Annotated in this window: 12 protein-coding genes; 6 read left to right on the top strand and 6 right to left on the bottom strand. The window is 60.5% G+C overall.

Annotation, left to right across the window (positions count from 1 at the left end):
• Positions 1-51: 51 nt before the first annotated feature.
• Positions 52-1,581, bottom strand: a complete 1,530-nt coding sequence (gene bchE / locus FHX06_RS17225; protein ID WP_113211310.1) for a magnesium-protoporphyrin IX monomethyl ester anaerobic oxidative cyclase — start codon at positions 1,579-1,581, stop codon at positions 52-54.
• A 187-nt stretch (positions 1,582-1,768) separates the two neighbouring features.
• Between bchE and FHX06_RS17220 the strand changes: the two genes are divergently transcribed.
• Together FHX06_RS17220 and FHX06_RS17215 are read left to right on the top strand one after the other, a co-directional pair.
• A complete protein-coding gene (locus FHX06_RS17220; RefSeq protein WP_113211309.1) occupies positions 1,769-2,476 on the top strand; it encodes a pyrimidine 5'-nucleotidase in 708 nt (235 codons plus the stop codon).
• A 101-nt stretch (positions 2,477-2,577) separates the two neighbouring features.
• Complete coding sequence (locus tag FHX06_RS17215; RefSeq protein WP_113146893.1) at positions 2,578-3,210, top strand: EF-hand domain-containing protein; 633 nt, start codon at positions 2,578-2,580, stop codon at positions 3,208-3,210.
• Between the two features lie 104 nt (positions 3,211-3,314).
• Here FHX06_RS17215 and FHX06_RS17210 read toward each other — a convergent pair whose 3' ends face one another.
• Complete coding sequence (locus FHX06_RS17210) at positions 3,315-4,187, bottom strand: LOG family protein (RefSeq protein ID WP_112970243.1); 873 nt, start codon at positions 4,185-4,187, stop codon at positions 3,315-3,317.
• A 195-nt stretch (positions 4,188-4,382) separates the two neighbouring features.
• Between FHX06_RS17210 and dapD the strand changes: the two genes are divergently transcribed.
• From dapD to FHX06_RS17195, 3 genes are all read left to right on the top strand, one after another.
• Positions 4,383-5,240, top strand: coding sequence for a 2,3,4,5-tetrahydropyridine-2,6-dicarboxylate N-succinyltransferase (dapD, locus tag FHX06_RS17205; protein WP_112541793.1), 858 nt, complete (start codon positions 4,383-4,385; stop codon positions 5,238-5,240).
• Positions 5,241-5,343: 103 nt separating this feature from the next.
• Complete coding sequence (gene dapE / locus FHX06_RS17200; RefSeq protein WP_113211308.1) at positions 5,344-6,537, top strand: succinyl-diaminopimelate desuccinylase; 1,194 nt, start codon at positions 5,344-5,346, stop codon at positions 6,535-6,537.
• On the top strand, positions 6,524-7,120 hold the full coding sequence (locus FHX06_RS17195; RefSeq protein WP_113146891.1) for a hypothetical protein: 597 nt from the start codon (positions 6,524-6,526) through the stop codon (positions 7,118-7,120). The genes dapE and FHX06_RS17195 overlap by 14 nt, the downstream gene beginning before the upstream one ends.
• A gap of 1 nt (position 7,121) precedes the next feature.
• On the opposite strand, the gene truA is transcribed toward FHX06_RS17195, so the two are convergent.
• The 4 genes from truA to FHX06_RS17175 all read right to left on the bottom strand — a co-directional run bounded on the left by truA (position 7,122) and on the right by FHX06_RS17175 (position 11,063).
• Positions 7,122-7,919, bottom strand: a complete 798-nt coding sequence (gene truA / locus FHX06_RS17190; RefSeq protein ID WP_113211307.1) for a tRNA pseudouridine(38-40) synthase TruA — start codon at positions 7,917-7,919, stop codon at positions 7,122-7,124.
• A complete protein-coding gene (fmt, locus tag FHX06_RS17185; RefSeq protein WP_113211306.1) occupies positions 7,919-8,854 on the bottom strand; it encodes a methionyl-tRNA formyltransferase in 936 nt (311 codons plus the stop codon). The genes truA and fmt overlap by 1 nt, the downstream gene beginning before the upstream one ends.
• Before the next feature lie 98 nt (positions 8,855-8,952).
• Positions 8,953-9,468: a peptide deformylase gene (def, locus tag FHX06_RS17180; RefSeq protein ID WP_112541996.1), complete on the bottom strand. Its 516-nt coding sequence runs from the start codon at positions 9,466-9,468 to the stop codon at positions 8,953-8,955.
• 95 nt (positions 9,469-9,563) lie between these two features.
• On the bottom strand, positions 9,564-11,063 hold the full coding sequence (locus FHX06_RS17175) for a globin-coupled sensor protein (protein WP_113211305.1): 1,500 nt from the start codon (positions 11,061-11,063) through the stop codon (positions 9,564-9,566).
• Positions 11,064-11,256: 193 nt separating this feature from the next.
• Between FHX06_RS17175 and FHX06_RS17170 the strand changes: the two genes are divergently transcribed.
• Complete coding sequence (locus FHX06_RS17170; RefSeq protein WP_113211304.1) at positions 11,257-12,480, top strand: DNA recombination protein RmuC; 1,224 nt, start codon at positions 11,257-11,259, stop codon at positions 12,478-12,480.
• Positions 12,481-12,490 lie beyond the last annotated feature (10 nt).

Genomic DNA, 12,490 nt, shown 5'->3' with positions numbered 1-12,490 from the left:
GCTTTCTAGCACTCCGCGCCTCAGCCGTCCGCCGAAAATCGGGCGTCTATTTTATTCCGCAGCGTCGAGGCTCTTCACATGCCGCGGCGGACGCAGCATCGATTCCTCCTCCGCATCCTGGGGAGCGCCCCAGAATGTCTCGAGGGTCGGGCCTTCCTTGAGGTGGCGGCGGCGGAAAAGGAATTCGAGGATCTCGTGAAACCAGACGCGGCGGCCCATCTGCGTATACCAGCGCATGGAATGACGCTGTTCTGGATCGCGGTGGAAGAGAATACGCAGCAGCGCCTTCGGGCGCGCCTGGACTGCGACCTCGATCAGCTTGACGCAGGCGACCAGCACGATCGGGTTGAGATAGCGCATCTTCAGGACCTGATGCTTATAGTCCCATTTGCGGATATCGGCCTCGATCACCTGTCGCTCGCGAGCGATGCGGAAGAAGGGCGTCCAGCGATGCGGCGTCACATAGAGCGCCTGGATCTGGTCGGGATCATAGGAGAGCAACTGCCGGAAGCCGCGCCAAAGATCGCTCAGCTTCTCCTCCTCGAAACCGACGACCCAGGTCGCCATGGAGAGGATATCGTGCCGGCGCAGAAGGCGGATCGCTTCCCGGTCGGTTGTCTTGGCACCGCCCTTCTTGATCAAGGCAAGCGTCGCCTCATCGGTGTTTTCCATGCCGAGCAGCCAGCGGACGATGCCAGCCTTGCGATAAAGGTGCAGGATATCGGCATCGCGAACGATATCGTCGGCCCGCGTCGAGCCGACGATCTGCACGGGCACATTCTCGGCAACCATCGCTTCGAGGAAAGCCAGCCAGGCTTTTCGCGAGGATGTCGGGTTTTCATCGGCGAGGTTGATGAGTTCGACGCCCTCTTCGCGATAGAGCCTGGCAATCTCGCGGGCGAAAAGCTCCGGCGAGCGATGACGCCAACGGGTCCAGAAACCACGCTGGCCGCAATAGTTGCAAAGATGCGGGTACCCCCTGGAAAACTGCATGACGACGGCACGCTTGCCGCCCCAGTAGCTATAGTTGCGATGATCGATCAGTTCCCAGCCGACGCGATAGGCATCGAGATCGGCGATCGCCTGTGCTGGCTGCGTTGCCAGGATTTCGCCATGGCCATCGCGAAAGGCAATTCCGGGGATCGTGGCGAGCGGACGGTTCGTCACTAGCGCATCCGCAAGACGCCGCATGGTTTCCTCACCCTCGCCGCGCACGAGGACGTCGAATGCCTCGGTCTCGGCCAGCACCTCCCGCCAGTGATAGGTTGGAAATACGCCACCATAGATGATGGAGATTTTCGGATCGCTGCTCTTGATAGCCTCTGCGATCACTCGAGCAGTCGGATGGGCCGACGTCGAGCCCGAATGGCCGATCAGCACCAGATCGGGACTGTCAGCCACCACCCGGCTGACGATGTCCGCAACCGTCATCGGGCCGAATTCGGCATCGATGAGGCTGACGGCATGACCATCGTCGATCAGCGGACCTCCAACCGAAAGAAGGCCGAGCGGCGGAAGATGATCATCGGGAATACGGCTGCCGATCGCGGTATGCGGCGGATTTATCAGAACAATCTTCATGCGACTTTACCCTTGCGGGTCCCCCTGTCTGACGCAGGCAGAGGTCACCAGTTATCAATGGCGAAAGTCGGCCAAAATCTCTCTAAAGTTGTGAAAATCTGGCGGCTTTTTTGGGAGGACCTCGCGGAGCCGGACCTGCTAGCGAAAGCCTTTGGTTTCCCGCCGCGGCCATGCGATAAGAGCGGCTATGACAAAGATCGACCGCACGCCTACCAAAAACGATTTCGAGCACGTGACCGAATGGGTCTTCGACCTCGACAACACGCTCTATCCGCATCATGTCAATCTCTTCGCGCAGATCGACAAGAACATGACGGCCTATGTCTCAGCGCTTCTGCAGATGGAGCATGACGACGCGCGCAGGCTGCAGAAGCAATATTATCTCGACCATGGCACGACGCTGCAGGGGCTGATGATCCATCACGGGGTCGATCCCAACGATTTTCTCGAAAAGGCGCATGCGATCGACTATTCATCGCTGACCCCGCATCCGGACCTTGCCGACGCAATCAAGGCCCTGCCGGGCCGTAAGTTCATCTTCACCAATGGCAGCGTCCCGCATGCACAGGCAGCTGCCGGCGCACTGGGCATTCTCGATCATTTCGACGATATCTTCGACATCGTCGCGGCAGACTACCTGCCGAAACCGGCGCAGGCGACCTATGACAAGTTCATGGCGCTGAAGAAGATCGAGACGAACAAGGCTGCGATGTTCGAAGACCTGCCTCGCAATCTCACCGTGCCGAAGGCACTCGGCATGCAGACCGTTCTGCTGGTGCCGCGCAACCTGGAAGAGACCGTCGTCGAATGGTGGGAAAAGACCAGCGGCGAAGATGACCACATCGATTTCGTCACCGACGATCTTGCTGATTTCCTTAAGAAGATTACGACCTAGCTTACCAAAGTTTCATCCATCTTACAGATGTTTAACTGGGTCCGGGCGCGGTTCGGACCTACCTTTCGTGGTCGAGGGACACCCTACGAAAGGATGCAATCATGCACCGCAACAAGCTTATTCTGACGGCTCTTTCTTCTGTTCTTCTCCTCGGCGCCGCCGCCGGGGTGAGCTTCGCCGCACCAAGAGACCGGCCGGATCGGCCCGACCGTCCGGGACATCATGGCCAGATGGGCTGGGGCATGATGGGTGGTCCGCGTGGTGCTGCCTTCCGCGACATCGTCTTCGTGCGCATGCTGAAACAGTTCGACACCAACAAGGACGGAAAGATTACCAAGCAGGAGGCGACCGATGGCATGGAGAAGATCTTCGCCGCCATCGATACCAACCATGACGGCTCGCTGACGCCAGGCGAAATCCGCGCGTACCGCGAAGCACAGTTCAAGGCGCGTCGTGAAGCGGTCTCGGCCAAGCAGGGCGATGCGGATCAGAATGCGGCGCCGCAGGCTGGCGACGACAAGGACCATGGCCGTGACGGCCGCGACCGTCACCACTGGATGCATGGCAATGCTCGCTTCATGGCAATGATGATGGGCCGCATTGACACCGACCAGAACGGCCAGATCAGCAAGCAGGAAGCGGAAACCGCCTTCAACAAGTTCTTCGATCGCATGGACCGCAACAAGGACGGCGTGATTTCGATCGACGACATGCCGGACCAGCCCTTCCTCTGAAAGGATGAGCGAACCGCAAACAGTTTATCGCGAGGGGTTTGCCCCTCATCAGGAGCCCTCTTCCCCTCATGGGAAGAGGGTTTTTCGTTGCCAGGCGTTAGAGCCTAGTGGCCTTCCCGGTGCTCGTAAAAATCCTGGACGATCTTCCAGGCCTCGTCGGCAGTATCGACGAAACTGATCAGGTTCACGTCCTCGGGGGCGATCGTCCCGAATTCGGCGAGCGCATCGAAATTGATGATGCTGTGCCAGAATTTCGAGCCAAAGAGCAGCAGCGGGATGCGCTCCATGCGACCTGTCTGGATCAGCGTCAGGCATTCGAAGAATTCGTCCATCGTGCCGAAGCCGCCCGGGAAGACCGCAATTGCCTTGGCGCGCACCATGAAATGCATCTTGCGGATTGCAAAATAGTGGAAATTGAAGCTGAGCTCGGGCGTCACATAGGCATTCGGCGCCTGTTCGTGCGGCAGCACGATATTGAGGCCGATCGAAGGTGCTCCTTCATCCGCCGCGCCCCGATTTCCCGCCTCCATGACGCCGGGACCGCCACCGGTAACGACGACATATTCGTGGAAATCGAAGCCGGCAGCATAGCGTGAGCAAAGGCGGGCGAACTTGCGGGCCTCATCATAATAGACCGATGCGGCTTCGAGGTTTGCGCGCTGGGTTTCGTTGCGGGCGGCCCAGGCGCTCTGGCCGGGGGCCGGAATGCGCGCGCCCCCGAACAGGACGACGGTCGACTTGATGCCGCGCTCGGCCATCATCATCTCGACCTTGAGGAGCTCGAGCTGCAGGCGGATCGGGCGCAGCTCCTCGCGGCAGAGGAAATCCTCGTCCACATAGGCAAGGCGATAGGCCGGCGAGAGCGTCTGTGGCGTCTTCGGAACCGCTTCCGCACGCTGCCTGTCGCTCGAACTGCTCTTCAACGGGTCCCAGACGCCATCCTTGCGTCGTCCGCCGCCGTTTCTTGCCTTTGCCATATCGAAATGCCTTTCAGTATCACCGGCCATAAGTGACCGGATATGTCGCTATAACGCCTTGAATCCAGATATGATCTTGTCCGAAAAATCATTCCATTTTACGGCCGCATGCTATAGATCGGGTGAAAACCCGCCAACCGCAATTCCGGAGACTCCGTCGTCTCCACGATAAAGATCGAAGTTTAAGGAATTCTCATGAGCGCCACCGACCTCGCATCCCTCGAAAAGACCCTCGAAACTGCCTTCGACAATCGCGACAATGTGAACACGTCGACGAAGGGTGAAGTGCGCGATGCGGTCGAGGCGGCTCTCAACCTGCTCGACGAGGGCAAGGTGCGTGTGGCCGAGCGCGGCGCCGACGGCGCCTGGAAGGTCAATCAGTGGCTGAAGAAGGCCGTGCTGCTTTCCTTCCGCCTCAACGACATGGAAGTCGTCAGGGGCGGTCCTGGTCAGGCAACCTGGTGGGACAAGGTTCCCTCGAAGTTCGAAGGCTGGGGCGAGAACCAGTTCCGCGCCGCCGGCTTCCGGGCCGTGCCGAACGCGGTCGTGCGCCGCTCGGCCTATATCGCCCCGAACGCCATCCTGATGCCGTCCTTCGTCAATCTCGGCGCCTATGTCGGCGAAGGAACGATGGTCGACACCTGGGCGACTGTCGGCTCCTGCGCACAGATCGGCAAGCATGTGCATCTTTCCGGCGGCGTCGGCATCGGCGGCGTTCTGGAGCCTATGCAGGCCGGCCCGACGATCATCGAAGACAACTGCTTCATCGGCGCCCGTTCGGAAGTGGTCGAAGGCTGCATCGTGCGTGAAGGCTCGGTGCTCGGCATGGGCGTCTTCATCGGCAAGTCCACCAAGATCGTCGATCGGGCCAGCGGCGAGATCACCTATGGCGAAGTGCCGCCCTATTCGGTCGTTGTTGCGGGCTCGCTGCCATCCGACAAGACGATGGCGAACGGCCAGCCGGCGCCGAACCTCTATTGCGCCGTGATCGTCAAGCGCGTCGACGAGCAGACCCGTTCCAAGACCGGCATCAACGAACTGCTCAGAGATTGATGACAGCCCGATATTGATTCGGTAAACAATCGGCGTCTTTTTGGGCAAGGCGAGCTCACGCCTTGCCACGTCTTTGCCATTCCCACCGGATAATTCCACCGCCATGACCGCTACGAATCCTGTTGCCAACCTTCAGACATTGATCCGCTGCCCGTCCGTGACGCCGGCGGAAGGCGGAGCGCTATCTGCGCTGGAAGCCATGCTTTCGCCGCTCGGTTTCAAAGTCGACCGGATGGTTGCGAAAGAGGCCGGCACGCCCGACGTTGAGAATCTCTATGCCCGCCTCGGAACCGAGGGCCCGCATCTGATGTTTGCGGGGCATACGGACGTCGTGCCGGTGGGAGATGAAGGCGCATGGACCCACCCGCCCTTTGCCGCCGAGATCGCCGATGGCGAGCTTTTCGGCCGCGGCGCAGTGGACATGAAGGGAGGCGTTGCCTGCTTTGCAGCAGCCGTTGCCCGCCATGTCGAAAGACATGGCCCGCCGAAGGGCTCGATTTCCTTCCTGATCACGGGCGACGAGGAAGGCCCGTCGATCAACGGTACGATCAAGCTTCTGCAATGGGCAGCCGAACGCGGCGAGACCTGGGATGCCTGCGTGGTCGGCGAGCCGACCAATCCGAACAAACTTGGCGACATGATCAAGATCGGCCGACGCGGTTCGCTCTCCGGCAAGATCATCGTGTATGGCGTGCAGGGCCATGCCGCCTATCCGCATCTTGCTGACAATCCGGTGCGAGGCATGATGCAACTGGCGCAGGCGCTGATGGACCCGCCGTTCGACGCCGGGACCGACGATTTCCAGCCGTCCAATCTCGAAGTGACGACCATCGACGTCGGCAATCCGGCGACCAACGTCATTCCGGCCAAGGCTTCCGCGAGCTTCAATATCCGCTTCAACGATACCTGGACGGCGGATACGCTGCGAGCCGAGATCGTCAGGCGGCTCGATGCGGCAGCCGCAGATGGTGCATTGCGGCCGGGCCGCGAGCCGGTGAAATACGAGATCATATGGGCGGATCGCCCGAGCCACGTCTTCCTGACACGCAACAATGCGCTGATCGCCTCGCTTTCCTCCGCAGTCGAAGCCATCACCGGTGCATCGCCGGCGCTCTCGACGACGGGCGGTACCTCGGATGCGCGCTTCATCAAGGACTATTGCCCGGTCGTGGAATTCGGCCTTGTCGGCCAGACCATGCACATGGTCGACGAACGCGTCGCCGTTGCAGATCTGGAGACGCTGACGGCGATCTACGAGACCTTCATCGAACGATGGTTTGCGAATGCCGGGCTTTAGAGAGGTTCAATATTATCTCGCCGGCATCTGGCTGCTGATCAAGCTCGATCCGCGCGGTTTCCGCTTCCTCGACATATCGGACCGCGGTGTCAACCGGTCCTTCTGGGCGATCCTCTGGTGCCTACCGCCAACAGGGATTTCCTGGCTCTGGTGGCGCAATGCCTTTCTGCGATCCATGCCGCCGGAAACCGATGTCGGATTTCCCTTCTATTTCCGGCTAGGGCTGGTCGAGCTTGCGAACTGGTTCGTGCCGCTGGTCTTTGCCGGCCTGTTGTTGCTTGCTTTCCGCATGGGCGAGCGCTTTGCTCCCATCGTTGTCAGCATCAACTGGCTCGGCGTGCCGCTGGCCTATATCAACGGTCTGCTGCTGGCACTCGTCTTCTTCCTGCCAGGCTCCGTCGGCATTGTATCGCTGCTGTTGCTCGTGTTCATGCTGGCACAGGTCTTCGTGCTGGCGCGCATCCTCAGGATGATCTGCCAGGGCCATGCCCTGCTGGTCGGCGCTCTGACGCTGGTGCTGCTGGTGCCGTCGATGCTGCTGTCGGAATATCTGCAGACCTTCCTCGGCATCTATCCGGCGTGAACTAGAAAAAGTCGTCCTCGTCGCCTGCAGGCTTGCGGCGGTCGGTGATCACCTCGGGATAATCCACCTGCATGAAATAGAGCCCGTCGGGCGGGGCCACGGGGCCGCAGGCCTTGCGATCACGTGCGTCCAGCGCCGCACGCACATCATCTGGCGTCCACTTGCCCTCGCCTGCAAGCTTCAGCGTTCCAGCGAAAGAGCGGATCTGGTTGTGCAGGAAGCTCTGGGCCGTGGCGCGAATTTCGATCAGCTCGCCATTGCGGGTCACATCCAGCCGGTCGAGCGTGCGCACAGGGCTGTTTGCCTGGCAGTGAGCTGAGCGAAAGGTGGAAAAATCATGTCTGCCGACGAGCGTCTGGGCGGCCGCATGCATGACCTCGTGATCGAGCAGCTTCGGCACCCACCATGCCTTGCCCGCCTCCAGCGCCAGCGGCGCGCGCCGGCTGATGATGCGGTAGAGATAGTGCCGGCGGAGCGCCGAGAAGCGGGCATCGAAGAATTCGCTCGTGGCCTCCACGTCGAGGATCGCCACTTTCTCGGCGGCGAGCCTCAGATGGGCGTTCAGCGCATTCTGGAGCTTGAAGGGGGACCAGTCCTTCGAAAGGTCAGCATGGACGACCTGCCCCATGGCGTGGACGCCGGAATCGGTGCGTCCCGCGCCGCGGATGGATACGGCATCGCCCGATGCCGAGAAGATCGCCTTTTCGATTGCGCCCTGCACCGATGGTCCGTTGTCCTGCCGCTGCCAGCCGACATAGGGGCCGCCGTCATATTCGACGATCATACGGTATCGCGGCATTAGGCGAGCCTTGTGCCGGCAACAAGCGGCGTGCCGCGCAGGAAGTCGGACGCGACGAGCGGTTTGCCCCCGGCCTTCTGAAGTTTCGTGAGGCGAACCGCACCACTGCCGCAGGCGACGACGAGATCATCCGTCACAAGCGTTCCAGCCATACCCTCGCCCGTCGCAAGTTCCGAGCCCAGCACCTTGACGCGCTCCGCCTTGTCGTGGCCGACAAGCTCGAACCAAGCGCCTGGGAAAGGTGCGAGGCCGCGGATATGGTTGTGAACGTCCTTGGCATCGCGGCTGAAATCGATGCGCGTTTCCGCCTTGTCGATCTTGGCGGCATAGAGCACGCCTTCGGCCGGCTGCGCCGTAAGCGGTAAATCGTCCATCTCCAGCTTGACCATGGCCTCGGCCATCGCTTTGGCGCCAACATGCATCAGGCGGTCGTGCAATTCGCCCGCCGTCATGTTCGGGGCGATTTCGACTTCGCGGGTCAGCGCCACGTCGCCGGTATCGAGGCCCTTGTCCATTTTCATGACCATCATGCCGGTCTTGGCATCGCCAGCCATGATCGCCCGCTGGATGGGAGCAGCACCGCGCCAGCGCGGCAGCAGCGAAGCATGGCCGTTGTAACAGCCATAACGCGTGCCGGTCAGGATAGCCTCGGGCAGCAGCAGGCCGTAAGCAACGACGACGCCGACATCGGCACCCAAGGCGCGGAAGCGCTCGCGCTCTTCCGGATCTTTGAAATTGACCGGTGTGAAGACCGGCAGACCCAGCAGCTCTGCCGCCTGGTGCACCGGCGACTTCTGAAGATCAAGCCCGCGCCGTCCGCCCGGCCGTGGCGGCTGGGTATAGACGGCGATGATCTGATGGCCAGCCTCGACGAGCAGGCGCAGCGTCGGGACGGAAAAGTCGGGCGTTCCCATGAAAACGATACGAAGAGACATTCTATCTCGCCAAATGAGGATCAACCGTCTTCAAACGGGTTTACGGGCTCACCAGCAAGCCCGCTCGAATCTTTCGTTTGTCGCTGCTGTCGGCCCTCTCAGAGCACCTTCGACTTTGCAGCCTTGGTGAACTTCTTGATCACCATTTCGCGCTTCAACCGCGAAATATGATCGATGAAGAGCACCCCATTCAAGTGATCGATCTCGTGCTGGAGGCATGTCGCCAAAAGACCATCAGCCTCGACGCTCTGCTCCTTGCCTTCGCGATCAAGATACTTGACCGTGACATTCGCGGGGCGTTCAACTTCCGCATAATAGTCGGGAATGGAAAGGCAGCCTTCCTCATAGACCGAGCGTTCGTCCGAAGAGCGGACGATCTCCGGATTGATGAAGATGAGCGGCTGCTTTTCCTCGCCTTCCTTCGAGAGATCGATAACGAGCATGCGGCGCGGCACGCCGATCTGGATCGCGGCAAGGCCGATGCCCGGCGCATCATACATGGTTTCCAACATGTCGTCGGAAAGGCGCTGCAGGTCGGCGTCGACCCGCTCGATCGGCTGGGAAACCTGACGGAGAAGGGGGTCGGGAAGAATGATGAGTGGCTTGATGGTCATGGCGTTCCCATAACGCATCTTTTCACACTAGGGAATCATCCGCCGGGCAGGGATTGCGGTTTTTTGCAGCGCCTGCCCGGTTTTCGTCGAGATTATCAGGCCGCGCGACGAGCGGCAGGGGCGGGCTGACGGCCTTCGGCACGTGCGCGGAAACGCTGCAGAAGCTCGATGAGGTTCTCGACCTCATCCTTCAGCCGACGGGTTTCGGCAGACGTACGCTCCACCATGCCGGAATTCTGCTGCGTGATCGTGTCCATGTTGCGGATTGCGATGCTCACCTCGTTGACGCCGGTTGCCTGATCGCGGGCGGCAGCGGCGATATCGGCGACGAAACTGTTGATGATGTCGATGCGGCTGATCATGTCGCTCAGCGCCTCACCAGTGCTGCTGACAATGTTGACGCCCTCGTTCACCTGCGTCGAGCTTTCGGAGATCAGGTTCTTGATCTCCTTGGCGGCATCGGCCGTGCGCTGGGCAAGCTGACGGACCTCCTGAGCAACGACCGCGAAGCCCTTGCCGGCATCACCGGCACGCGCAGCCTCGACGCCGGCATTCAGTGCCAGCAGGTTGGTCTGGAAAGCGATCTCGTCGATGACGCCGATAATCTTGGCGATTTCGGTAGAGGACTTCTCGATACCTGCCATGGCCGAAACGGCGCTGGTGACGAGTTCGCCGGAATTCTTGGCCTTCTGCTGCGTTTCGCGCACGGCGCCAGACGCCTTTTCGGCATTGGCGGCGGTCTGGCTGACGCTGACGGAGAGCTGTTGGAGGGCGGCCGAGCTTTCCTCAACACCTGCGGCCTGCTGAGCAGTGCGCAGGGCGAGGTCATCGCCCGCCGTGGAGATCACATCGGCGCCTTCGAGAATGTGACGGGACGTCGTGTGAACGGAGGTGAAGGAATCGCGCAGTGCGCTGACGGCCCTGTTGTAATCCTCGGCCATCCCGCGAAAATTGCCGGGCAGATCGGAAGGAAGCGTCGCTTCAAGGTCACCACGCGAAAGAGCTTCGAGGCCACGACGCAAATGCTCCAGCGCCAGTGCCTGATCGGCTTCGGCCCGGGCGCGTTCTTCTTCCAGAACACGGCGCTTCTCATCAAGCGCTTCCAGATAGACCGAGATCGAATAGTCCATATCGAGCATCGCCGCCTTGATGACGGCGGTCAGTTTTTCGGCGAGCGTCTTTCCCTGCTGGCGGGCAAAGAGCGAAGGCCACTGCTTTTCCATCAGGCCGCGGACGAGCTCGGACATGACAAGCGCATAGCCGCCTATATACCAGCGCGGCTCGAGGCCGATGCGGGCATGGGTGCGGCCGACGGCCGTGACACCATTCACATAGCTCTGGTCGAAATTGCCGCCGGAGAGATTGCCCCAATGTTCCTGCTGGCGCTTCTTGGCATGACCCATATGGGCCTTGTCGGAAAAGAAGCTCGCGACGGCCGGGGTCTTGGCGAGCTTGCCATAGAACTTATCCAGGGCGCCGCCGAGCAGCTCCGAGATTGCCGGGCGCAGTTCCCGCAGGTTCTTGCGTGCCTCATCGTCGAGCTCAATGAAGTCAAGGCGCTGCCTGAGGGCATTGTCGGTCTGCTGGGAAGTCATGGGGATCTCTATCTGGCGGGGATGCGGAGGGAAATTACCGCGCCAGATTTGGCGAATATGGTTTAGCAATGGTTAAGTGTACTCGCTAATTTTTCTTCCATTCCAGTGGGGTAGCCCGACAATATGCCACAGGACAACGGGGATTGTTCACGTTTTGATCTAGATATCGGCGGTTATTTTGTTATGGTGCGGCATGACCATGACATCCGACTCACTCACCATTTCCCTGCCCGTGCTAAGCCCTGGCGTGCTTGCGTTTGCTGGTGGCACGCTCGCCGTCGTCATTCTCGTGACGATTGTGTTTGCGTTGCGCAATGCCGGCATTCGCCGCGAGGAGGCGGAGGAGGCCAATCTTCGTGCTGCCGAAAGCGAAGCCCGCATGGCCGAGCTTCTGAAAATCCAGGCGGAGATGCAGGGACGCATTTCGACGATGGCCGAGGTTTTCGGTTCAAGGCAGGCAGAGCTCAACCATGCGATCAACCAGCGGCTCGATGGCATGACGCAGCGCATGAGCTCGACGCTGACCGAGCAGACGAAATCGACGCATGACAACCTGCAGAAACTACAGGAACGGCTGGCTGTCATCGATGCCGCCCAAAGCAATATCCAGACACTCGCCAAGGATGTCGTCGGGCTGCAGGCCATTCTTTCCAACAAGCAGACGCGTGGTGCCTTCGGCCAGTCGCGCATGGAGACGATCGTCGCCGACGGCCTGCCCATGGGCGCCTATGCTTTCCAGCAGACGCTTTCGAATGGCTCGCGACCGGACTGCACGATCCGGATGCCGAACGGTGCACCGCCGCTGGTGATCGACGCGAAATTTCCGCTCGAAGCCTGGAATGCGATTCGCGATGCCGGCGGGCCGGATGCTGGCAAGCTAGCCGCACAGCAGTTTCGCCGCGACATGGAAGTCCATATCAAGGATATTTCCGAGAAATATCTGATTCAGGGGGAAACACAGGATACGGCTTTCCTCTTCGTTCCCTCGGAATCGATCTTTGCCGAAATTCACGAAAATTTCGAGGCGATCGTGCAGAAGGCTCACCGCGCGCGGGTCGTCATCGTCTCGCCCTCGCTCCTGATGCTGTCAATCCAGGTCATTCAGGCCGTACTGAAAGACCAGCGCATGCGGGCGCAGGCGCATGTCATCCAGGGAGAAGTCACCCTCCTCATGGACGATCTCGGCCGGCTCGACGAACGCGTACGCAAGCTGCAGGGACATTTTTCCCAGACGCAGCGCGACGTGGACCAGATCATCACCTCGGCGGACAAGCTCACCAAGCGGGGTGCAAAGATCGAAGCGCTGGAATTTGAAGCAGGCGGCGACGGCAAGCCGGCGCGCGAGAACGAGGCGCCGGCCAAATCTGTCGAAAGCCGTACTGGACTGCTCAAGCTCAGGGTAGTTGACGAGGAATGATCGCTTCGGC

The sequence above is a fragment of the Rhizobium sp. BK512 genome, assembly GCF_014194915.1.
Taxonomy (GTDB): domain Bacteria; phylum Pseudomonadota; class Alphaproteobacteria; order Rhizobiales; family Rhizobiaceae; genus Rhizobium.
This window is presented reverse-complemented; position numbering and strand designations above follow the sequence as displayed.